Here is a 23271-nt window from a genome sequence, read left to right as displayed (position 1 = left end):
ATACTTCATTTTACCACACTGGCATGTAATTCGTCCATTTGCATTTAAAGACACGATTTATACGACTGCTGCATAGGTTGCAGGTAAGAGACTATATAAAGATGGGGGAAAATTGACATGCACTCTTTTTTAGGCCCTCCTGCAAGTTCCCTTCCGATGCAACCGTTCCCGGCAACACCCAATCCTTTTTTTGGGCCTAGCTCAATGATGGGGTCAGGCATGGCACCAAGATTGGTCCAGTCTGCCGCCCGGCCTCTGGCAACCATTCCTGGGCAGGTGGCGCCTTCCTTTGCGACGCAAAGAGTCGGCGGTGGTTTATTATCGCGCTTATTTGGCGGCGCCGCCTCTCGTGTTGGCGCTGGCAGCTTTACAGCTGGCAGCAGGTTGTTCGGTAGTGGCATGAACTTAACCACGATCCTGAATAATACGCAACGTGTGTTAGGCATCACCCAACAAGTCGCACCGATGATCCAACAGTACGGGCCACTAATTAAAAATGCGCCGACGCTTTGGCGGATTTTGCGTTCTTCTTCTCAGTCGGCAGATGAAGATCCAACAGGCACGGAAGAAACAATAGAGCCAGAAGCCCAATCGACTGGCGGTGAAGAAACAGCCGAACTAAAAACCGCTTCTGCTGACAGTGAGGAAACAGAACGACAAGTTGACGTCGAAACGCAAGCCAAACCTTTAGACACAGCGGTGATTGTCACAAAAAGAAAGAAGCCTGCTGGAGATGAACTTCCAAAGCCTAAACTTTATGTGTAAAAATTTCATTTTGGTTATTGACAAGTTTCTGCCCACAGTAGTATAATTTGAAATTTATCTTTAAATGTGGTATACTGACTTCTATCACTTGATTGGAGGAATGTCCATGTTTAAAGTTGGCGACAAAGTTGTTTACCCCTACCATGGTGCAGGGACGATCCAAGAGGTGGAGGAGAAAGATGTATTGGGTGAGACGCATTTGTATTTCATCCTTCATTTCCCATTGGTAGATATAACGCTTATGCTTCCAGAGTCTCGAATCGAGCAATCAGGGCTCCGAAAGGTCATTCCCTCCTCTGATCTTGAAAAGGTCGCAAAAGCATTGCAAAACGGGCCTGATACGCCGCCTTCAACGAGTCAATTTTCTCGAGATACGGAAAATTTATTAAAGACAGGCAGCATTATCGACGCTGCTCATTTAGTGTCGTCACTCTCGAAAAAACAGGCAGAACGGTCAAATGGACTCCATATCCAAGATCGCCATCATTTGCAAAAAGCACGGCAAGTGTTAGCCAGCGAACTTGTAGCCGTCCAAGATTTTTCGGAAGAACAGGCCTATGAATTTATTGACAACAATTTGCTCGATACCGCTAATTAAGCCATTATTGTTCGACGAAATCATAAGGCTTCCTGATTGTCAGGCTCATTGATCTCCATTACAATAGAAGAGAAATCATCAAAACAGGGCTCTCACTTTTTCAGAAAGTAAGCAGCCCCGTTTTTTTAGGAGGCCTCTAATTAAATGGACGTTTTAAAAATTTCGCCAAGAGGATACTGTTACGGCGTAGTGGATGCAATGGTGATGGCGAGACAAGCGGCGCAAAACTTGGACTTACCAAGGCCTTTATATATATTGGGGCAAATTGTTCATAATCAACATGTGACGGACGCTTTTAAAGAGGATGGCATTATTTCATTAGACGGGCCGAACCGCCTTGAAATTTTAAAAAACGTCACTCATGGAACGGTCATTTTTACAGCGCACGGTGTATCTCCTGAAGTTCGCCGCCTCGCTAAAGAAAAAGGACTGACTTGCATTGATGCGACATGCCCGGACGTGACGCGAACACATGATTTAATACGGGAAAAAGCAGAAGAAGGCTATCAGTTTATTTACATCGGAAAACAAGGTCATCCTGAACCAGAGGGGGCAATGGGTGTTGCTCCTGACTCTGTGCACCTTGTCGAGACAATGGAAGACCTGGAGCAGCTGACATTGGATGACCGTGACATTATTATTACCAACCAAACGACGATGAGCCAATGGGATGTAGCCGATATTATGAAGCGCGCTATGGAGCTCTATCCAAACGCAGAAGTACACAATGAAATTTGTTTAGCAACGCAAGTCCGCCAAGAGGCGGTTGCGGAACAAGCTTCTCAATGTGACATCGTGATTGTTGTCGGCGATCCAAAAAGCAACAATTCCAACCGATTGGCGCAAGTTTCCGAGCAAATTGCCGGTACACCCGCTTACCGTATTGGCGATTTGTCTGAACTAAAGCTAGAGTGGATCAAAGAAGCCAAGAAAGTCGGTGTGACGTCAGGCGCGTCAACGCCGACACCAATTACAAAAGAAGTGATAACCTTTATCGAGAACTATGACCCAAATGATGAATCGACATGGGACACGGCGAAAAAAGTGCCGATCGAGAAAATCCTTCCAAAAGTGCGTGTCAAAAAATAACGTTCAACAAGCAAGCGACGCGAAAGCGCGGCTTGCTTGTTTTTTTATTCTCATAAAAATTGAAAAGGCTCTGTGCTCTGGGCAGAAGCGAATATATCAATGTGGTAGCCGTTTTCGCTCAATAATGCTGCAATTTTCTCCGCAACGCCTTCTTTCATAATCGCCTCGATATGATGGCCAGCATCAATGACACACATGCCTGCCATTAATGCGTCTTGAGCAACGTGGTAATACAAATCTCCAGTGATGAGCACGTCTGCGCCAGCTCGTTTGGCTTGCATCACATACTTATTGCCATCGCCTCCGAGCACAGCGGCTTTTCTAATTTTCGTATCCAACTCACCAACAACACGGACCGTTTTTACACCTAGCGCCTGTTTAACAAATTCAACATATGAGGCTAGCGTATGGTCGCCCTCCACTTTTCCAATACGACCGAGTCCTCGTTGAAATTGTGGTTGATCAAGTGGATACAAGTCGTAGGCAGGTTCCTCATACGGATGCGCCTTAACCAAAGCCGCAATGACCTTGCCGCTCCTATTGGCAGGTACAATGGTTTCAATGCGTACTTCGCCTACTTCTTCTTCTTTCCCTATCGTGCCAATATAAGGGTTTGTTCCTTCTTGTGGACGAAAACGCCCAATTCCCTCCGCCGAAAAGGAACAGTGGCTATAGTGGCCAATGTGGCCAGCACCAGCAGCGCCAAGGGCCTCACGGATTTGTTTCGCATGGGAAGCCGGAACAAAAGCAACGAGCTTTTGCAATGTTTCTGTATAGGTCGGCGCCAGCACATTGCTATCTTTGATTTGAAGGCGTTCTGCAAGCAAATCATTAACGCCCCCTTCGGCCACATCAAGATTCGTATGGGCAGCATAAATAGTAATCTCATGTTCAATTGCTTTTTTTATCATTCTCCCCATCGGCGTGTCTACATCGATTTGTTTAAGAGGATGGAACAACAACGGATGGTGGGCCAGGATAAAGTCAACGTCCTTTTCAATCGCTTCATCGATCGTTTTTTCCAGTACATCAAGGGCGACCATTGCTTTTTTGACCTTTTTTTTCAGTGACCCAACCATTAAACCGTTTTTATCGCCTTCCAGCGCATAAGACTTTGGGGCAAACGACTCAAAGTATTGAATAAGCGTATTTGCTGCAATCGTGTTTTTCATTCTCCCAATGCCTCCTTCACAAGCTGCAACTTTCTTTCAAGCTTTCTTTGTTTGTCGCTCATTTCCTTTGTCTGTTTCCCTTTTTTTAGTTCCTCTAATACTTGAAGCCAGCTTTGTTGTTCACGGCGCCACTTTTTTTGAAAAGCCGACCCTTTTTCACGCCGCAAAATCGGGCCAAGCAGCAAGTCTGCTTCTGTAAGAGACGGTGTGCCTTTTTCTGGAACCGCCACAATAATTTCATATATTTTGCCGTCTTCTTCTATGATTTCTTCGGCTGAAATCGAAAATTCGTGATGTGAAAGCCACTCCCGCACTGCATGGGCGGCGATATTGGGCTGAAGCACAAGGGTTTGAACACCTCGCAACTTTGTTTTGCCCTCTTCTAAGATCGAAGCAATTAACGGCCCACCCATACCTGCAATCGCAATAGCTTCAACCTTATCATCGCTTCTCAGTACTTCTAAGCCATTTCCTTTACGGACTTCTACCGCATCAGAAAGACCTGAGCGACTCACTTGCGCACAGGCCGATTGATACGGCCCTTCATTCAGCTCACCGGCAATTGCAGTCAAACCGGGGCACCGCAATGCCAGATAGCAAGGGAGGTACCCATGATCGGATCCGATGTCTGCTATGCGCTTAAAATGGTATAGGTGAGAGGCTACCCGCTCAAGGCGCAAGGATAGCTGTTTGTCATTCATTTTGGAACCCCCAATGTATACGGATTGCAATAAATCTCTAACCGTTCCTAAGAACGCTAAAGCGAAATGGAAAAAGAGCAAGGTTTCCCCTGCTCTTATTGGGAAGCGTCAAGCAAATACTCTGCTACGGCTTCAATTTCATTCTCTTGCAATTGGCCTCCGAAAGCCGGCATGCCGCCGTCTAGCCCATTGGTGACAATTTCAACAATTTCTTCATGAGACAAACGTCCCTCTAAATTATTGATAGCCGGAGCATTTCCGGTGCCTGATAAGTCATTGGCATGGCAGGCAATGCACGATTCTGAGACAACTGTTTCGCCGTATTCGATTGGATCATCAATCACGACTTCCTCTTGTGCCCCTTCTCCGCCTTCCTCAGCGATGTTGCGCATATGGTTGCCAACAGCTGAAAGCGCAACCATTAAAACGACACCAAGCAATGCAATAATGGCAAAAGGGATTAATGGGCGTCCTTTCATTAACAGTGCTCTCCTTTCTAAGTTAGAGGTCTTTTTCTTATGTAAAAAAGCACGAATCTTCTTTAGTTTACTGTATATGGACACTTCTGAAAAGGGCTCGTCCCTATTTTAATTGAAAAACCAACAATTTGCCAGATGATACTATTAAGAAAATTTCAAATGGCGATTTGCATTTCCCTTTCATACCCAGTAAAATAGGAATTAAGCAAAATAGAATCGTTTGGCTTGCAAAGGGGCAAGCCAAACGATCAGCGATCTCTTTAATTAATCAAGAAAGTCTTTTAAACGCTTGCTGCGGCTAGGATGGCGCAATTTACGGAGCGCTTTTGCTTCAATTTGGCGAATTCGCTCTCTCGTAACGCCAAACACTTTGCCTACTTCTTCAAGCGTTCTTGTCCGGCCGTCATCAAGCCCGAAACGTAAGCGCAATACGTTCTCCTCACGGTCAGTTAGTGTATCGAGGACGTCTTCGAGTTGTTCTTTCAGCAGCTCGTACGCGGCTGCATCCGATGGCGCTAGAGCTTCTTGGTCTTCGATAAAGTCGCCTAGATGGGAATCATCCTCTTCGCCAATTGGCGTCTCTAGCGATACAGGCTCTTGGGCAATTTTTAAAATCTCTCTTACTTTGTCGGGGCTTAAATCCATCTCTTTGCCGACTTCTTCTGGGGTTGGCTCGCGCCCATAATCTTGTAAAAGTTGGCGCTGTACACGGATCAGCTTATTAATCGTTTCAACCATATGCACAGGAATGCGGATCGTACGGGCTTGGTCTGCAATGGCCCGTGTGATTGCTTGGCGGATCCACCAAGTGGCATATGTGCTAAATTTAAAGCCTTTGTCATAATCGAACTTTTCAACAGCTTTAATTAAACCCATATTGCCTTCCTGAATTAAATCAAGGAATAGCATGCCGCGGCCAACATAACGTTTTGCAATCGAAACAACGAGGCGCAAATTCGCTTCCGCTAACCGTTTTTTCGCCTCTTCGTCGCCTTGTTCAATTCGTTTAGCCAAATCGATTTCTTCTTCCGCTGAAAGCAATGGAACACGGCCAATTTCTTTCAAATACATACGGACTGGGTCATTTATTTTAATCCCTGGAGGGACGCTTAAATCATTTAAATCAAACTCTTCTTCGTCTTTGGCTACTTGTGCAAGCGATGGCACGTCGTCTTCACTTTCGTTCAAAAGTTCCACGCCTTGTTCACCAAGATACTCGTAAAATTCATCCATTTGGTCTGAATCTTGTTCAAACGCAGCCATTTTCTCTGTAATTTCGGCATACGTCAATGTACCACGTTTTTTCCCAGTTTCCACCAGTTGTTCTTTTACTTGATCGATGGTAAGGTCACCTTCTGTTACAGGACGCAACGGTTTGTCAGCCATTCGATCCCCTCCTTCCAAAATTAAACCATACATTACTGGCTTTGGAGCTCTTTTTTTAAGCGAATCAACTCCATTTGCAGTTTTGCCGCCCGGATTGGGTCTTGTTCAAACCGCGCAGCCTGCTGCTGTTCTTTCAGTTTTACCCATTTTGGGTATTGCTCAATCCGCTTTATATAATCAGCAAGCTCCTCGTCTGAACACTCATTTTTTAATGGTTGCATGAGCAAATATGCCGCCAGCTTTGCAAGCCTTCGATCTTCAAGGCTTTCTACAAAACGCTTCATGCTCGCATCAGGCTCTCTAGTTACAAATGAAAGCAAATAAGCATAAAGGGCTTGGTGTTCTTCGAGGTTAAAGCCAGTTCCTAGCTTTTCTGAGACGCGCCACACCATTTCCGTATCTTGGAGCATATAAGCTAGCAAGATCCGTTCGGCTTTGACATGAGCTGGTACAGGCCGTGCGCTTCCTTGCTTTCGGCCGGAAGTTGGCTTTTCCGCTCGCGGCAGCGCTTTAGGTGTCTCTTTTGTTTGTTTGAGTAGGCGTTCGGCCCGGCTTAACTCTTGGCGCAACACATCCATCGGCAGTGTAAAACTTTCTGCAAGTTGCTGCAAATAGTATTCTTGTTCGACAGAATGCTCGAGTTTTGCCAACATCTGTACGATTTCTTCGATATATTGGAGCCGATCTCCTTCATTTTGCATATTCTTGCCTTGCTTTAAATCCAACATTCGAAAGGCCATTACGGATAAACATTCGTTGTCGAGTATGCGCACAAATGCCTCTTCGCCATGCTGCTTCACATAATCATCTGGGTCGAGCCCTTCGGGAAGTAGGCAAATCGACACTTTGCAGCCAGCTTCCTCCAACACGGGAATCGCTTTGCGAATCGCTTCTCTCCCGGCACGGTCGCCATCATAACATAAAATGACTTCTTCTGCATTGCGGCGAAGAAGTTTGGCATGATCGCTGCTTAAAGCAGTGCCTAGCGTAGCAACAACATTTGTCACTCCAGCTTTCCAAGCGGCCATTACGTCAAATGCCCCTTCTACTAACAGGGCTTTGTTTTGTTTACGGATGCTCGGACGAGCTTCATGCATATGGAATAACGTCTTTGCTTTGTGGAAAATCGGCGTTTCCGGGCTGTTCAAGTATTTCGGTTGGCCTTCGCCAATGGCCCTACCGCCAAATGCCACTACGCTTCCTTGACTATCCGTAATCGGAAACATAAGTCGCTCGCGAAACAAGTCATAATAACCCGTTCCTTGTTTGCGTTTCGCCAAAAGGCCTGATTCTGCCATTACAGCTAAGTCAAGGCCATTTGTTTCAAAGATCACAGCGAGCGTTTCCCAATCATTAAGGGCATAGCCGATTCGGAAATGTTCAATCTGGTCTTGCGTGAAAAGCCTCTCTTGTGCATAAACACGCCCTGGAGCCCCTTCTTCTGTTAGCGTCAAAATGCTATGGTAAGTAGAGGCAGCGAGCTCGTGGCCTTTTTTCATTTGCCTGATGCGCGCATCTTCAGGTTTGTCCGTCTCTGTTTTTTGCATTTGCGGCAAAGCTATTTTTGCACGTTCTGCGAGGTGGGAGACGGTTTCAGAAAAAGACCAGCCCTTCAATTCCTGCAAAAAAGTAAACACATTCCCACCGGCTCCACAGCCAAAACAATGGTACACTTGTTTGTCTTCCGATACAGAAAAAGACGGCGTTTTCTCGTCATGAAACGGGCAAAGGCCTCCGTACTGACGCCCTTGCTTTTTTAGCTGCACATATTCGCCGATGACCTCAACAATATCACTTGCTTCCCTGACCTCTGTAAGTTTTTCATCGGGTATTTTCACAGCCACTAGGCAATCACCACAATTCTATTCCTTTGCTATCTTTTCAAGTACAGCATATAGAGCATGATAGAACGCGGCTCGGTCAGATGCTGTAAATTTTTTTGGGCCACGCGTCTTTTTCCCAGCTCTCCGGGCTTTCTGTGAGGTATGCCTCCATGCAAGCATAGCTGGCATTTCCTCCTCTTTATACACATGCCCACGGGGCGACAACACGATCACACCTTTTACAAGAAGGAGCGACGCTAACGCATGATCTTGCGTCACACAGACATCTCCGCGGTTGACAGATTGCAGCAAATAAAGATCTGCTGCTTCTTTACTCGTATCGACAATAGCCGTTTCTACATCCTTTGGCAAACTCATGGTATGCGCATAAGAATAAACAAAGACCATTTTTTTGCCGAATGTCCGCGCAAGTGAAATGACTTCTTCTTTTACTGGGCAAGAATCCGCATCAACGTAGACAGTCGTGTTAGATGGAATCACCATACACTATCATTCAACATTTTCAACAGATCTCCTTCTTCCTTGGCGAAAAAAATAAAAATGTGTCGAAAAAAGCGCTACAGCTATCCTTCCTTCAGTTCTATCATTGCCAAAAAAATAAGAATAAGTCTTGACTTTTTAAATTTATTTGTTCTCTTAGGATTTTATACATAAAAACAATGAAACATCAATGATAAAATCCCCAATGTTCAATTATACTTGATTGGGGATCATTTGAACAGTAAGAAATATCAATGCTACTTAATTTCGTTGAAACATGCTTGAAATTAAATTGGCTGTTTCTTCAACTGCTTTATTTGAAACATCGATAACAGGGCAATTGACTCGATCCATTACCTTTTTCGCATACTCGAGTTCTTCTTTAATACGATCGATGTTTGCATAGTTGGCTTCCGATTTAAGCCCGAGCGCTTTTAATCGTTCCGTGCGAATGCTATTTAGTTTTTCTGGGCTGATTTTTAAGCCAATGCATTTTTTGGAAGAGATTTTGAACAATTCTTCTGGTGGCTCGACCTCAGGAACAAGAGGGACATTCGCCACTTTTAGCCGTTTATGGGCTAAGTATTGAGAGAGCGGCGTTTTCGAAGTACGGGAAACACCGATCAGCACAATGTCGGCAAGAATAATACCACGGGGGTCCCGGCCGTCATCGTATTTGACCGCAAATTCAATAGCTTCAACTTTGCGGAAATAATCTTCGTCCAACCGGTAGATCAACCCAGGTTCATAGCGTGGCTTCGCATTGGTTAAGTCGGTAATTTTTGAAAGTACTGGCCCAATGATGTCCACCGTTTCTACATTCGCCGCCTTTGCGCTTTCCAACAAAAAGTCCCTTATTTCTGGGACGACAAGCGTAAACGCGATCAGCGCCTTGGCTTTGCGTGCAATTTGCACCACTTCTTGGATCGTCCCTTTGTCCTCTACATAGGGAATCCTTCTAAGCTCCACATTGGAGCCACTAAACTGGCTGACAGCAGCTTTTACAACAAGCTCGGCTGTTTCCCCTACGGAATCGGAAACAATGTAAACCACTAGGCGTTCTGTGTCGTTTGTCATAAGCGCGCCCCTTTTCTTTTGAAGTTACATTCCGTCTTTGCTGGCTAGATCAACAAGCAGCTGAGTAATATTGGTTTTGGTAATACGCCCCACCACTTCGAAACCTGATCCAGTGTCTACTTTTTTTACAATTGGCAATCCATCAATTTGCCGGGAGATGAGCTTTTGTGCGACTTCAATTACCGAATCATCCTTTTCACACATCGTAATGTTTGGCATTCGCGTCATAATGACACTCACAGGAATAGACTCAATCGACTGTCCGCCCATGCTTGCCCGTAGCAAGTCTTTTCGAGAAGCGACTCCAACCAATGTTGCATCGCTATCAACAATAAAAAGTGTGCCTACATCTTCTAAGAACATCGTGCAAATCGCTTCGTATACAGAAGCTGATTGCTCAATTAAAACGGGCCTCGATTGATAATGGTGAACTTTGATTTCCTGGAGTTTATCGGCAAGAACGGGGCTTTCACTTTTCCCCGTATAAAAGTAGCCTACCCGAGGCCGGGCGTCCAGGAACCCGGCCATTGTTAAAATAGCCAAGTCTGGACGTAGAGTCGCCCTCGTTAAGGATAGACGTTCTGCAATGTGTTCGCCGGTAATTGGGCCATTTTCCTTTACAATATCGACGATTTGCTGTTGCCTAGTTGATAATTCGATTGGACTCACCTCTTTTTTAAGCCAGTGCCAATAATCTTAGGCCGAGAAGACGATCTTTTGAAAATCAGCATAGGACTGGATTGATTTCGCCAATCGGTCAAGCAGCGCAAGGCGATTATTGCGAGTGGCTTCATTGTCAGCCATCACCATCGTATGGTCAAAGAACGTGTTGATCGTGGCACGACACTGAGCCAACGCTTGATAAGCGGCATACGCATCTTTGACCTTCCAAGCCTCAGCCAAGCCGAACTCGACCTCTAGCGTAGCAGCAAGCAAGCGTGACTCCGTTTCATTTTCAAACAGATTTTCGGAAACGAAAACACCTTTTGGCGCTTTTTTAGCCAAATTTGTGACACGACTCAAGCTTTCGGTCACTTCTTTAAACTCCCGGTCTTCCGCACGTTCAGTTAACAGCCTTGCCTTGGCGAACATCGTATAAACATCGACAAGCGGAGCGGCAAGCACCGCATCAACAATATCATAGCGAAAGCCAGCTTCTAGCATGACATGCTTCAAGCGATTCGCAAAAAAGCTGATTAATTCCTGCTTGGTCGTTTCGACTTTTTCTGTCATAAACCCTTTTTTTGCAATGGAATCAAGCGCATGAACAGCCATGTTTTCAAGTGTCAAAGGCATTTCAGTTTGGAGAAGAATGTGGATGATCCCCGTTGCTTGGCGGCGCAACGCATACGGATCTTGTGAGCCAGTGGGGATTAAGCCAATGGAAAAACAAGAGACGACCGTATCGAGTTTGTCGGCAAGCGCCAACACTGCACCCGCTTCAGTTTCAGGCACTTTGTCCCCTGCATAGCGAGGCAAGTACTGCTCATAAATCGCTTTCGCTACTTGAGGGGTCTCTCCTGCTTTTTCCGCATATTCCTGACCCATTCTTCCTTGTAGTTCTGGGAATTCGCCAACCATGTAAGTCACAAGGTCGAACTTGGCAATAGCGGCAGCACGCTCCACTGTTTGCCTTTCTTGGGCACCCAAGTTCGCCTCACCTGCAAGCCATTTGGACAATTCGCCGATACGGGCTACCTTTTCGCCCATTGTACCAATCGCTTCATGAAAAACGATGTTGTCTAGTTTAGCGTTTGCTGCCTGAAGAGAAATCTTTTGGTCTTCATGATAAAAAAAGGCAGCATCAGACAAGCGAGCACGCAACACTTTTTCATTGCCCTTGGCGACATTTTCAATATATTCTTCATTTCCGTTTCGCACTGTAATAAAGTACGGAAGCAAACGGCCATCTTTCGCTTCTACTGGAAAATAACGCTGATGTTCACGCATCGTTGTAATTAATACTTCTTTCGGCAAAGCTAAAAACGAATCGTCAAATGAGCCTGATAGCGCAGTTGGATACTCGACTAATTGTGTCACTTCTTCAAGAAGCGCTTCATCTATTGGCACAACCCAGCTATGCTCTTCCTCCATTTGCTTTAACTGACTTACAATCGCTGCTTTTCGCTCTTCAGCATCGGCAATGACATATTGACGTTTCAGGGCGTCCGCATACTCGATTGGATTGTCTAATGGAAAGTCAGCCCCTAAAAAACGGTGTCCAGTCGTGTTTCGACCTGTTTCGATACCGTTAATTGAAAAAGGAATGACGTCCTCGCCATAGAGAGCGACAAGCCACTGGATCGGCCGAGCATAGCGAAGGGAGTAGGTGTTCCAACGCATGCTTTTTGGAAATGTTAAGCCCGAAATCAATTCTTTAAGTTCCGGCAATAGCACGCTTGTTTTTTCACCCTTTTTATGTGTTTTGGCAAACACATAATCAGTGCCATTTACCGCTTTTATTTCCAGCTGGCTCGTTTCTACTCCTTGTCCTTTCGCAAATCCAAGCGCCGCTTTTGTCCAAGCGCCGCTTTCGTCTTTGGCAATTTTTAAGGCAGGCCCTCTCGATTCATCATGTATATCAGGCTGCCGGTCCGCCAAATCTTCAACGAGTATAGCCAGCCTTCTTGGCGTAGCGTAAGAGTGGATTTCTCCGTACGAAAGGCCTTTATCATCAAGCCATGCTTGCACTTTTTCAGCGAGCTGTGTAATGGAAGGCGTAACAAAACGAGCCGGTAACTCCTCCAATCCTAGTTCAAGTAAAAATGGCTTATTCATCGTGGGCGTCCTCCTTTTTAAGCATAGGAAAGCCAAGCTTTTCTCTCTCTTCATAGTACTTGCGCGCCGCTTTTCGAGCGAGTGTGCGAACCCGGGCAATATAGCCGGTTCTTTCTGTTACGGAAATGGCGCCCCGAGCATCAAGCAAGTTAAAGCTATGGGAGCATTTTAAAATATAGTCATACGCAGGAAAAACAAGATCGCGGGCTAGCGCTCTTTCTGCTTCTTTTTCATAAGTAGAAAATAAATCAAACAACATATCTACATCAGAAACTTCGAATGTATACGTAGAATGTTCATACTCTGGCTGTAAAAAGATATCGCCATAGGTGAACCCTTCGACCCACTCCAAGTCAAATACATTTTCTTTATCTTGTATATATGTGGCCAATCGTTCTAATCCATAAGTAATCTCTGCAGAAACAGGATTGGCCTCCATGCCGCCTACTTGCTGGAAATACGTAAATTGGGTAATTTCCATCCCATCTAGCCATACTTCCCAGCCGAGGCCCGCACACCCGAGCGTTGGGTTTTCCCAGTTGTCTTCTACGAACCGAATGTCATGTTTTAAAGGATCGATGCCTAATGCCCGAAGACTATCCAAATATAACTCTTGGATGTTCAATGGAGACGGCTTCATAATGACTTGAAACTGGTGGTGTTGGTAAAGCCGGTTCGGGTTTTCACCATAACGCCCATCAGCAGGACGTCGGGATGGCTCCACATACGCAACATTCCAAGGCTCTGGGCCAATGGTGCGCAACAACGTATGGGGGCTCATCGTGCCTGCCCCTTTTTCGGTGTCATACGCATTTAAAATAATGCAATTTTGTTTCGCCCAGAATGATTGGAGCGTTAAAATCATTGTTTGTACATTCATTGATCAACTTCCTCCTTTTTCAGCGTAGAAGACAAAAAAGCGCCCCTACGCCTATTGGCGTAGGGACGAGGTTCACCCGCGGTTCCACCCTACTTATTAAACGCTTAAGTGCGCCTCGGACATCAGCCTGAGAGGCCTCAACTTCATATAAGCGTCTAATCTCTTTCTTCCGAATGTGCTCAGGAAGCGCCTCCAACATTTTCTGGCTCTTTGGCTTCCACCCTCCCAAAGTCGCTACAAACCAGACGGCAAATGCTGTTTTTTTCCGTCACTGCACCTATAATCGTATCCACATTATACGCTTGCTCCCCCTACTTGTCAACGTCACTGCTTAAGCCGCCAATTTTGTCTAGTTGGCTAATAAAGCGGCGCGCTTTTAACTGTACCCCCACATACTCATCGTAGTAGGTGCGGATCATCCATTCTAACCGCCGCTTCGTTTCAGCTTTCACAGAAATGGTGCCTACTTTCGTCAAATCGACGTAATAAAGCACTCGAAACAACTTGGCAAATGGTAGAGTGATTGGGAAAGCGCGCTCGTCTTTATGAATACAATTCCTGCACAAAAAACCAGCATAAGCAACTGAAAAAGCAACAGGATCACGGGTCTCCGAGCGGCAACAGGCACAGCAATCTAGCTCCGGTTTTGCTCCAGCTAGTGGAAGCATCTTCATATCCATGATTCGTGCAATTATTTCCGCGTCTTGTCCGGTGTTGATTTGCCGCAACGCCAGCAGAAGCCAATCAAATAAAAAGAACGTCGGTTTGCGCTCTTCCGTCAGTTTGTCGACAAGTTCCGTTATATAAGCCGCATAAGCCGATTTAACGATATCAAATTGTAGTTCTTTAAATGAATCGACGGCCTCCCCCTGGCTTAAAGAGGGAAGACCGTTTCCTTGAAAATATAAGTAACTTCCATAAACAAACGGCTGTGTGACAGCGGCAAAGCGACTGTTAGGCTTTTTTGCCCCCTTCGCCAAAACAGCAAGTTTGCCGTCTTCTTTTGTAAAAAGAGTTACGATTTTATTCGTTTCGCCGTAATCAATTGATTTTAGCACGATTGCATCTTGTTTTTTTAACATGGTCCATCCTTACAGCAAGCAACAGGATTTAAGATAAGGTTGAATCCGATAAATCATCTGGTTCATAAGCCGTTTCGTCTTGCACTTCCATGTCCCGCTCCAACTCTTTATGAAGCAGGTATGTTTCAACGTTGCCCGTTTGCGAAAACACTTTCCATGTTAGAACAAGCATGTTAAACGCCTCCCTCTCCTTAAGTCTTCGGTTGTATCATTCCCTTATCCGCATCGCCCATTCGATGGAAATATTGTTAATTGCCTGCGCTTGACTTTTTTAATTTGGTTAATTTTATCAGATTGTTTGTTTAATCATAAATCAGGCGACATAAAAAAACAATGGTCAAACGCCCAGTTTGAACCCATTGTTTTCCCAGTTAATATTCATTTTCATTAAAACCATAATCCTTTAATTGAGACGGTCGGTTACGCCAGTCTTTTTGGACTTTCACCCACAGTTCCAAATAGACGCTAGAACCAAGCAGCGCTTCAATGTCGCTTCGGGCAAGCTGGCCGACTTCTTTTAGCATGGCACCATGTTTGCCAATGATAATGCCTTTTTGCGACGAACGCTCGACGATGACAGTGGCGCCAACATATACTTTGCCATTGTCCCGCTTTTTGATTTGTTCAATGACTACAGCGACAGAATGTGGAATTTCTTCCTTCGTCAAATGAAGCACTTTTTCGCGAATAAGCTCAGCAATTATAAACCGTTCTGGGTGGTCCGTCACTTGGTCTGCCGGGTAATATTGCGGCCCTTCTTCCATGTGCTCCACAATTTGTTCGACAAGCGTTGGCACATTATTCCCTTCCAATGCGGAAATCGGGATAATTTCTGCAAATGGATAACGATCTTTGTACAAATCAATCACTTTAAGCAATTCTTCTGGAGAAACTTTATCAATTTTGTTAATCAATAAAAACACCGGTGTTTTCGTTTCCTGAAGTCGTTCGATAATATACTGTTCACCAGGGCCGAATTTCGCATCCGCTTCCACCACGTATAAAATCAAATCCACTTCGCGGAGCGTATTTTTTGCGACTTTCATCATAAAGTCGCCTAGCCGGTGTTTCGGTTTGTGAATGCCAGGCGTGTCCATAAAGACAAGTTGCGCGTCGTCTCGTGTCAACACGCCTTGCACTTTATTCCGTGTTGTTTGCGGCTTGTCTGACATAATGGCAATTTTCTGGCCAATCACCCGGTTTAAAAGGGTTGACTTTCCAACATTTGGCCTGCCAATAATGGACACAAACCCTGATTTAAATGTTGTTGTTTTTTGCTTCATATAAATCCTCCGCTTTAAAAAATCCAGGCAGCAATTCTTCCACTGTTGTTTGTTTCACATTTCCTTTTAAGTTACATAAATACACAGGCATTTCTGGTGGACACAATTCGGCCAGCACTTGCCTGCATGCACCGCACGGCGAGACTGGTCCTGGTGTGTCTGCTGCAACTGCCATTGCTTTAAATGGCTTTTGCCCCGCTCGATATGCTTTAAACAAAGCAGTCCGCTCAGCGCAATTCGCTAAGCTATATGCTGCATTTTCAATATTTCCCCCTAAGACAACTGAACCGTCTTCAAGGAGCAAAGCCGCTCCTACAGCGAACGATGAATAAGGGACGTAGGCGTCCTTCCTTGCTGTGATCGCATGTTGCATTAATGTTTCGGCATCCATTTTAGCACCGACTCCTTCTTACTGGAATAATTCGAGCAAGTACGGAAAAAAGATCATCACTCCTATTACCGCAGCAAAGATACAGAACACGAACACACTGGCGGCAGCAATGTCTTTTGCACGCTTTGCTAAAGGGCGGTATTCTTCCGTCACTAAGTCGACGGTACGTTCAATTGCCGTATTCATCACTTCCAATGACAATACACCGCCGACCACAAGCAAAAGCACGAGCCACCGCTCAATGGAAACAGACAACGCCCAAGCAGCAATCAATACAACCGCCCCACTAATTAAGTGGATACGCATGTTTTGCTCATGCTTAATGACATCAATGAGCCCTGCGCTTGCATAACGGAACGAATGCAAAAAGCGGCGGATTCCTTTATGATTCCGATCTCCCAAGCCCATAGGATTGTAAAATCTCCTCTTGTTTAGTAAACATTTGCTTTTCCTCTTCCTCGTTCATATGGTCGTAGCCAAGCAAATGAAGAAAGCCATGAACAACAAGAAAAGCAAGTTCCCGTTCAAACGAATGGCCATAATCAGCAGCCTGCCTCTCGACATGGGGGACTGAAATGACGATGTCCCCTAACAAATTAGGTAAGCCCAGCTCCTCATGAAAGGTTGGATCAAAATCGCCTGTTTCATCATTTAAAGCAAATGACAGTACATCCGTCGGGCGGTCAATCCCTCGATGTTCGCGGTTTAACTCGTGAATGTCCTCTTCCGTAGTAAATGTCACCGACACTTCGCTTTGCTGGGACAAGCTCACTTCTTGCGCAGCATGGTTTAGCACGTCTTTAACTAGTTGCAATTGCTCGCTTGAAAGAAACTGCCCTTCATCATTTAATTCCACATCAATCATGGTTTTTCTCCTTTAGGCTTTTCTTCTGGATACTCGATTCGTTGATGGAATGTGCCATTTAACGTTTCACATAAGGAAACTTTAATGGCGTTTAATTCGGCTAGCGTCAGATCGGACTCATCAAACTGCCCATCCTCCAGTTTATCTTTAATAATTTTATCTACCAAGTTTTCAATTTTATCAGGGGTCGGTTTTTGCATAGAACGAACTGCTGCTTCTACACTGTCCGCAATCGAAATAATTGACGTCACTTTCGTTTGCGGTTTTGGCCCAGGATAGCGAAATTGTGATTCTGGCAAAGGTTTTTCCGCATCCTCATTTGCTTTGTGGTAAAAAAACTTCAGCAAGCTTGTGCCATGGTGCTGTTCGGCAATGTCAATAATCTCCTTAGGCATCTTATGTTGCCTAAGCAATTCTGCCCCATCGTAAGGATGGGAAATGATAATGGTCTTGCTAAGTTGGGGCGAAATTTTATCATGTGGATTTTCGCCTTTAAGTTGGTTTTCAATAAAGAAGTGGGGCCTCCGTGTTTTCCCGAGATCATGGTAATAAGAGCCAACACGGGCTAACAACCCATTTTCCCCGAGCACCTCGCAAGCGGCTTCAGCCAAATTGCCGACAACCACACTATGATGGTATGTCCCGGGAGCTTCAGTCAAGATTTTCCGCAGAAGCGGATGGTTCGGGTTCGAGAGTTCGATTAACCTTGTAACTGATAAAATCCCAAAAGCTGTTTCAATAAATGGCAACAATCCAATTGTCAGCACTGCAGCTACAAATGCAGACAAAAATGCTGCTGAAAAATGCAAGCCAATCTCCATTACATTTAAATGGATGCTTTTCATTAATAATAGCGCAAGTACCGTGATAATATTCGCGCAAGCAACAAACAGACCGGCACGCAAAATCCGCGTAGCTTTGTTCGTGCTATTTAAAAAGTAAGTAGCCGTTAAACAGCTTATAAATATATAGAAGCCATACGTAAATGAAAATGTGCTCGTCGAATCGTGATTGTAATAAACACTGCCAATAATCGCAAACAAAAAGCTAGAAACAATCGCGATTTTTGGCTGCAACAATAATGTAAGGAGCATTGCTCCTGCTGCAGCTGGGACAACAAACCCAAATCCGTTTATCATCAATAGGCTCTCTAAGTAACTCGATGTTTTCATTAATGCCACAATCACGGTAAAGACGATCGCATACATGAGCAAATGGGAGTTGTCAGTGGCAACGGTCGTTTGCGAATCGTTTAAAAAATAGGCTAAAACCGCGATCAAAATGCAAACAAATAGGGCTAGCCCTATGTATGGATAAATGATTAAAGAATCATCAAGCAAGCCGACAAGGCGGAGCTGTTCGTAAACTTGATGGTTAACGATGTCCCCTTGTTTTACAATTAGCTCCCCCTCGCGAATGAGAACAGGCTCGATCGCTTCAGATGTTTCCTGCCTTAATCGTTGTGTTGCTTCAGCATCATATGTAACATTGAACACAATTGCCATGTCAACAATTTCAGCGACAGCATGGCGCACATCAGAAACGAGCGTCGAAATGCTATCAATTTGGTCTCGCGCTTCTTGTTTTACCTCCTGCAAATCGCCAACGCGAATTTGTTGGCTCATGGTTTCATGAACTGTATTTACCGAGGTGTCAAGGGCTAATTGAAATTGGGCATCCGTAGCCTCAAGCAAGGCGACGATCGTTTCATCTTGCAAATCAGCATTTGTGGTATCAGAGAAATCAGCGCGCACACGTTCAACTTGATCTTCAAGAGGCACGTCCTGGTCATCGCTGTCCTCCTCTCCTTCCAGCTCGGCTGAGTCTCCCCTCACACTTCCAATTACGCTAAAGATATCATTGACTTGCTGAACTCTGTCTTCTTCGTATTTTGTATTGTGCTTCATTTGGGAATCAATGCTGGCGATCGCTTCTGTCCTTCGCTGCTCCGTTGCCGCTTGGTCCACTACCGTCATAGGTGCACGAATATCTTGCTCCGCTGGCTCGGACAAATTTACGTTTAGCCGCTCTGGTATGACGTTGTCTAACATCGATACATAAATCAGAACGCCTAGTATTGCAAGAATGGTTACACGAATATAAGGTTGGTGTTTTATTTTTCGCCACCATGCACGAGTGGAAGGCGCTTTACGTTTGTCTGCAGCCATAGCTGGTCACCTCGCTTTCTACCCAAAAACGTTTTGGTTACTGCTCGTTTTCTGTATGTTCATACGCCTCAAGGATTCGTTGGACAAGCAAATGCCTGACCACGTCGCTTGCTTGCAAGTAAACGAAACCGATGCCTTTCACGGTTTTCAGCTTTGCCAATGCTGCTTGTAAGCCAGACCGCTTGCCTTTTGGCAAGTCCACTTGTGTCAAGTCCCCGTTTATAACCATTTTCGAACCAAAACCTAACCGAGTAACAAACATTTTTATTTGCTCTTCGGTTGTGTTTTGGGCCTCGTCCAAAATGACGAATGCATCATCCAGTGTACGCCCTCGCATATAGGCAAGCGGCGCAACCTCGATCGTCCCTCTTTCCATTAACCTTGCTGTATGCTCCACGCCTAAAACTTCATGGAGTGCGTCATAAATGGGACGCAAGTAAGGGTCCACTTTTTCTTTCAAATCCCCTGGCAAGAAACCAAGGCTCTCTCCGGCTTCAACAGCAGGCCTAGTCAAAACAATTCGTTGCACATGGCCCTCTTTTAAGGCAGCAACAGCCATGACGACAGCTAAATAGGTTTTGCCCGTCCCCGCTGGGCCGACACCAAAAACCATGTCATGCTTTTTAATCGTCGATACATAGTGCCTTTGGCCAAGTGATTTTGCGCGGATATTTTTCCCTTTTACAGTCGTTGCAATATTTTCGTCGTATAAATCATGAAGTTCCTCCAGCTTGCCAGCCGCTTCTAGCTGTACAGCATACAAGACATCACGCTCACTTATTTGCTGTTGCCGTTCCACCACTTGTTCAAGCGCTTGAAGGACATTGGCGGCACGCTCGATTTCACTTGCTTCACCAATCGCTAATATTGCTTCGCCTCTTGTAACAAGTTGGATCGACAACTCTTCCTCCAATCGTTTCAAATGCTGGTCATTTGGCCCGTATAGCGCTTGTGTAATACGAGCGTCTTTTGCGCCTAGCTGGATTAAAGATGTTTCAGACAATCGCCTCAGTCTCCTTGGATAATTGGTTTTTCACGTGCAATTTCTTCTAGAACTTGGTAATGAATCATTAAAGAAACTTTATCATTTTCGACCGCTTCTTGCAAAACATGTTCAGACATGATTTCCGCATCTTCTGGAATTTTCTCTCTTAACTCCCGGCGCGCTTCCTCTTTCGCGACTGCAACAGCTTCCTCTTTTGTATACGTGCGAGTAAATTCCAAAGTTTCACGCTGATCGATCGTACGGAACTGAATCGGCAAACGATAGCCAAACAAAGACCACTCCGTCTTCTGTTCAAACGTCTCATACGTCTCATAATCCGGTTCTTTTATGTTCCAAAAAGGAATCTCTATGTCCCCTAATACAAGCATACGCTTGCTTTGTTGCTCGCCTGTCAAAGAAGCAAATGTGTTTTCGAGTGGAACAGTTACAGAAGAAGTATACCATATTTCACCGATTACCGATGCTTTTGCCGCTACAGTCTGTTCTTTTCCTTCAGCGCCAATAAATCCGGATACAAGCAATTCGCCTTCTTCTACAAAATCATTGGTTTTTTTCACCGCTTTGCCATCTTCAACAAACATTTTATGGATGACCGCTTTCTTTGCGGCAACAAGATGACGGGGACTCAACAACTCAGGCGCTTCTTGGCGTACTTGCTCGACTACCTCAAATTCAAAGGTCGTCCCTTTTTTGCGCACTCCAATCCATGTGGCCTCATCGATATACTCCGTTACAATGCGTTGCACTTCGTCGGGTTGGGGTAATTTAAACTGAAAAGCGCCTCGTTTAATGCCAATTTCGTCGATCACTTCCCTCAGCTCTTGTTCGACGTGGGGGGACGCTCCTTTAATGTGAATCCCCCATACCATGCTCGACGAAAACAACATGAGCATGAAAAAGGCCACCATCCCAATGGCAAACCCGGCGCGGATTTTTACTTTTTTCATAAAAAAAGGCAAACCAGATCGTTTTGTAAAGGTTGTCTTACATCCAGAATGCCGAAAGAGAACACGGATTTTTGCAATATCGTTCAACGCTACATCAAACTGAATGTTGTCATTGCCTCCATGCCGGACATTCCAGACATGGATGTTGTTCTTTAGGCATGCATTCAGTAGCCTTTCTGGATATTGGCCAGCCACTTCTACCGTAACAGACCCAATAAATGATTTAAGGAAATCATTTCGCATCTCCGTCTGGCTCCTTTCTTAACGGTTCTTTTTGTCATCAATGAACAGCACTTCATCGATCCGCCCTTCCAACAATAACTCTTCGGGCAAAATCGTTTTTAATACAAACCCATCTCCTTTTATTAGCAACTGACCTTGCTTTAAAAGAAGGCGAAGCTCCTGGTTCGAAAAACGGAGTACACCTTGATGGTTTTCAATGTAGATATGCAGCTGGCCGATCATTGTGATTCGCGGCAAATCCATGAGGACATCAGCAGGAAGCTGCATGTGATGGGCAATCCAGTTTTTCATTCGGCTCGTCATCTTTTTCATTTGGCAGCCCCCTCTCCTAACGAGTCTATGAATCAATGAAGGGAAATAGCACAAAAAACCGCAGCCCTATAGGGGGCTGCGGCGAGGTTGCCGACAAAGTCGACAATATCAAGCTGAAATGCTGTTTATTAATACTGTCTACGAGGGTATTTTGCCAATTTCCTTCCTTTAGGCGGGCCTAAAATTTCCGCCAAAACAACTGCTTTCATCGCTTCCTTACCAGAAAGATGAGACAGATTTAAATCAAGGGGATCACCAGCATTCGCCTCGTCCCTTTTTTTAGAAGCTAAATCCTGTTCAGCCTCTTTAAACCTGTTGACACGTTCTTGCAATTGGCGTCTGCGCTCCTGGAGTTTTTCTGTTTTCTCCAGGGCGCGCTCACTTGCTTCAACACGTGCAGGTTGAATGTCTGGTTTTGGTTGAGCAGGCGGAGCAGATTCTTGCGGAAAATAGTCTTCCCAGCGTATTTCCTGCTGCTTCGGCTGTCTATGATCGACGCGAGGCTGCGTTTGTACCGGTTCTCGTTGCGGCCGTTGTTCGACAGGAGGCTGTTCTGATTCTTCGCCTCTATTGTTCTGTTGTTGAGTCGCCTGACCGATTCGCGAGAAAAGGCTGACCAGTCCACCAACAAGTATAATCACAAGGAACGGATTGGCAAACAGAAAATCAAATAAACCGGACATTCAATTCCCCTCCTGTTTATTTGTCGACGTTGCGGTTGCGAGGGTCATTTTTCGAATGCTGTTCCTCTTTCGTTCCAGATGCTTTGCTGATCGAATCTCTCATATCCGTATCCGCCATTACATTTTGGTAATTCATATAATCCATGACGCCCATATGGCCTTGACGGAGTGCTTCGGAAAGAGCCATTGGCACTTCTGCCTCTGCTTCCACCACTTTCGCACGCATTTCTTCGACGCGGGCCTTCATTTCTTGCTCTTTCGCTACAGCCATTGCACGGCGCTCTTCTGCTTTCGCTTGAGCAATGTTTTTGTCTGCTTGCGCTTGGTCTGTTTGCAATTCTGCACCGATGTTTTTGCCGATATCAATATCCGCAATATCAATCGATAAGATTTCAAAAGCTGTTCCTGAATCAAGCCCTTTTGAAAGAACGGTCTGAGAAATCATGTCAGGATTTTCAAGCACTTTTTTATGATCGTTTTGTGAACCGATCGTTGAAACAATGCCTTCGCCGACACGGGCAATAACCGTATCTTCACCGGCGCCACCGACGAGGCGATCAATGTTGGCACGAACAGTGATTCTCGCTTTCGCTTTCACTTCAATTCCATCCATTGCTACACCGGCAATAAACGGCGTTTCAATGACTTTCGGGTTTACACTCATTTGCACAGCTTCAAGAACGTCACGTCCAGCAAGGTCAATTGCTGCTGCACGTTCAAAACTTAAATCAATATTGGCACGCTGGGCTGCAATCAAGGCATTAACGACACGGTCGACGTTCCCCCCTGCCAAATAGTGCCCTTCCAATCGGGATGTATCCAAATCAAGGCCCGCTTTCACTGCTTTAATGAGCGGGTTTACGACACGCGCTGGCACAACCCGACGAAGCCTCATCCCTACAAGTTCAAAAATACCGATTTTCACTCCTGCCGCAATGGCGGATATCCACAGTGCGACTGGCACAAACGTAAACAAGATCGCAATTAAAATGATTGCAAGTGCAATGGCAATCAAAACGAAAATCGTTGAATCGTTCATCAT

The 23271-nt window shown here is 45.2% G+C and carries 25 protein-coding genes; 3 read left to right on the top strand and 22 right to left on the bottom strand.

The annotated features are described in order from the left end of the window. The first annotated feature begins 219 nt into the window (after window positions 1–219). The 3 genes from vrrA to BUC05_RS01915 all read left to right on the top strand — a co-directional run bounded on the left by vrrA (window position 220) and on the right by BUC05_RS01915 (window position 2452). Complete coding sequence (gene vrrA / locus BUC05_RS01925) at window positions 220–765, top strand: VrrA/YqfQ family protein (protein WP_160162509.1); 546 nt, start codon at window positions 220–222, stop codon at window positions 763–765. Between the two features lie 106 nt (window positions 766–871). Beyond that, window positions 872–1363: a CarD family transcriptional regulator gene (locus BUC05_RS01920; protein ID WP_035203984.1), complete on the top strand. Its 492-nt coding sequence runs from the start codon at window positions 872–874 to the stop codon at window positions 1361–1363. 144 nt (window positions 1364–1507) lie between these two features. Next, window positions 1508–2452, top strand: a complete 945-nt coding sequence (locus BUC05_RS01915; protein ID WP_011246538.1) for a 4-hydroxy-3-methylbut-2-enyl diphosphate reductase — start codon at window positions 1508–1510, stop codon at window positions 2450–2452. Window positions 2453–2502: 50 nt separating this feature from the next. Here the strand turns inward: BUC05_RS01915 and BUC05_RS01910 are convergent, their stop codons facing one another. From BUC05_RS01910 to floA, 22 genes are all read right to left on the bottom strand, one after another. Then, on the bottom strand, window positions 2503–3624 hold the full coding sequence (locus BUC05_RS01910) for a Nif3-like dinuclear metal center hexameric protein (RefSeq protein WP_011246537.1): 1122 nt from the start codon (window positions 3622–3624) through the stop codon (window positions 2503–2505). Next, window positions 3621–4325: a tRNA (adenine(22)-N(1))-methyltransferase gene (locus BUC05_RS01905; RefSeq protein WP_035203982.1), complete on the bottom strand. Its 705-nt coding sequence runs from the start codon at window positions 4323–4325 to the stop codon at window positions 3621–3623. The genes BUC05_RS01910 and BUC05_RS01905 overlap by 4 nt, the downstream gene beginning before the upstream one ends. A 95-nt stretch (window positions 4326–4420) precedes the next feature. Continuing rightward, window positions 4421–4804 (bottom strand): c-type cytochrome, encoded by a 384-nt coding sequence (locus BUC05_RS01900; RefSeq protein WP_011246535.1) that lies wholly within the window; start codon window positions 4802–4804, stop codon window positions 4421–4423. Between the two features lie 264 nt (window positions 4805–5068). After that, the gene (rpoD, locus tag BUC05_RS01895; RefSeq protein ID WP_011246534.1) at window positions 5069–6190 is read right to left on the bottom strand and encodes an RNA polymerase sigma factor RpoD; all 1122 of its coding nucleotides are present in this window, start codon (window positions 6188–6190) and stop codon (window positions 5069–5071) included. A gap of 32 nt (window positions 6191–6222) precedes the next feature. Beyond that, window positions 6223–8034 (bottom strand): DNA primase, encoded by a 1812-nt coding sequence (dnaG, locus tag BUC05_RS01890; protein ID WP_011246533.1) that lies wholly within the window; start codon window positions 8032–8034, stop codon window positions 6223–6225. Between the two features lie 18 nt (window positions 8035–8052). Continuing rightward, complete coding sequence (locus BUC05_RS01885; protein ID WP_011246532.1) at window positions 8053–8517, bottom strand: YaiI/YqxD family protein; 465 nt, start codon at window positions 8515–8517, stop codon at window positions 8053–8055. Window positions 8518–8775: 258 nt separating this feature from the next. After that, the gene (locus BUC05_RS01880; RefSeq protein WP_011246531.1) at window positions 8776–9591 is read right to left on the bottom strand and encodes a pyruvate, water dikinase regulatory protein; all 816 of its coding nucleotides are present in this window, start codon (window positions 9589–9591) and stop codon (window positions 8776–8778) included. 24 nt (window positions 9592–9615) lie between these two features. After that, window positions 9616–10260 carry a transcriptional regulator CcpN gene (locus BUC05_RS01875; protein ID WP_011246530.1) on the bottom strand — a complete coding sequence of 215 codons (645 nt, stop codon included), beginning with the start codon at window positions 10258–10260 and terminating at the stop codon, window positions 9616–9618. A 27-nt stretch (window positions 10261–10287) separates the two neighbouring features. After that, a complete protein-coding gene (gene glyS, locus BUC05_RS01870) occupies window positions 10288–12369 on the bottom strand; it encodes a glycine--tRNA ligase subunit beta (protein WP_035203979.1) in 2082 nt (693 codons plus the stop codon). Further along, a complete protein-coding gene (gene glyQ, locus BUC05_RS01865; protein WP_035203976.1) occupies window positions 12362–13249 on the bottom strand; it encodes a glycine--tRNA ligase subunit alpha in 888 nt (295 codons plus the stop codon). Before glyQ ends, glyS begins: the two co-directional genes overlap by 8 nt. A 311-nt stretch (window positions 13250–13560) precedes the next feature. After that, a complete protein-coding gene (gene recO / locus BUC05_RS01860) occupies window positions 13561–14331 on the bottom strand; it encodes a DNA repair protein RecO (RefSeq protein WP_035203973.1) in 771 nt (256 codons plus the stop codon). A gap of 28 nt (window positions 14332–14359) precedes the next feature. Further along, the gene (locus BUC05_RS01855; protein ID WP_073304015.1) at window positions 14360–14503 is read right to left on the bottom strand and encodes a YqzL family protein; all 144 of its coding nucleotides are present in this window, start codon (window positions 14501–14503) and stop codon (window positions 14360–14362) included. 199 nt (window positions 14504–14702) lie between these two features. Beyond that, entirely contained in the window at window positions 14703–15614 is a 912-nt protein-coding gene (gene era, locus BUC05_RS01850) for a GTPase Era (protein WP_011246525.1), read from the bottom strand. Further along, window positions 15589–16005, bottom strand: coding sequence for a cytidine deaminase (cdd, locus tag BUC05_RS01845; RefSeq protein ID WP_011246524.1), 417 nt, complete (start codon window positions 16003–16005; stop codon window positions 15589–15591). Before cdd ends, era begins: the two co-directional genes overlap by 26 nt. 18 nt (window positions 16006–16023) lie before the next feature. After that, the gene (locus BUC05_RS01840; protein WP_011246523.1) at window positions 16024–16413 is read right to left on the bottom strand and encodes a diacylglycerol kinase family protein; all 390 of its coding nucleotides are present in this window, start codon (window positions 16411–16413) and stop codon (window positions 16024–16026) included. Then, complete coding sequence (gene ybeY, locus BUC05_RS01835; protein WP_035203969.1) at window positions 16388–16870, bottom strand: rRNA maturation RNase YbeY; 483 nt, start codon at window positions 16868–16870, stop codon at window positions 16388–16390. The genes BUC05_RS01840 and ybeY overlap by 26 nt, the downstream gene beginning before the upstream one ends. Then, window positions 16867–19038, bottom strand: a complete 2172-nt coding sequence (locus BUC05_RS01830) for an HD family phosphohydrolase (protein ID WP_035203967.1) — start codon at window positions 19036–19038, stop codon at window positions 16867–16869. The genes ybeY and BUC05_RS01830 overlap by 4 nt, the downstream gene beginning before the upstream one ends. Before the next feature lie 37 nt (window positions 19039–19075). Continuing rightward, window positions 19076–20041 carry a PhoH family protein gene (locus BUC05_RS01825; protein ID WP_011246520.1) on the bottom strand — a complete coding sequence of 322 codons (966 nt, stop codon included), beginning with the start codon at window positions 20039–20041 and terminating at the stop codon, window positions 19076–19078. Window positions 20042–20046: 5 nt separating this feature from the next. After that, window positions 20047–21234 (bottom strand): sporulation protein YqfD, encoded by a 1188-nt coding sequence (yqfD, locus tag BUC05_RS01820; RefSeq protein WP_035203964.1) that lies wholly within the window; start codon window positions 21232–21234, stop codon window positions 20047–20049. Between the two features lie 18 nt (window positions 21235–21252). Continuing rightward, the gene (yqfC, locus tag BUC05_RS01815; RefSeq protein ID WP_011246518.1) at window positions 21253–21546 is read right to left on the bottom strand and encodes a sporulation protein YqfC; all 294 of its coding nucleotides are present in this window, start codon (window positions 21544–21546) and stop codon (window positions 21253–21255) included. A 128-nt stretch (window positions 21547–21674) separates the two neighbouring features. Further along, a complete protein-coding gene (locus BUC05_RS01810; protein WP_035203961.1) occupies window positions 21675–22229 on the bottom strand; it encodes a hypothetical protein in 555 nt (184 codons plus the stop codon). Between the two features lie 16 nt (window positions 22230–22245). After that, a complete protein-coding gene (gene floA, locus BUC05_RS01805) occupies window positions 22246–23268 on the bottom strand; it encodes a flotillin-like protein FloA (protein WP_011246516.1) in 1023 nt (340 codons plus the stop codon). Window positions 23269–23271: the final 3 nt, after the last annotated feature.

The sequence above is a fragment of the Shouchella rhizosphaerae genome (assembly GCF_900142675.1).
Lineage (GTDB): Bacteria > Bacillota > Bacilli > Bacillales > Bacillaceae_D > Shouchella > Shouchella rhizosphaerae.
The sequence above is the reverse complement of the archived record's forward strand: the minus strand, read 5'-3'. Positions and strand labels throughout refer to the sequence as shown.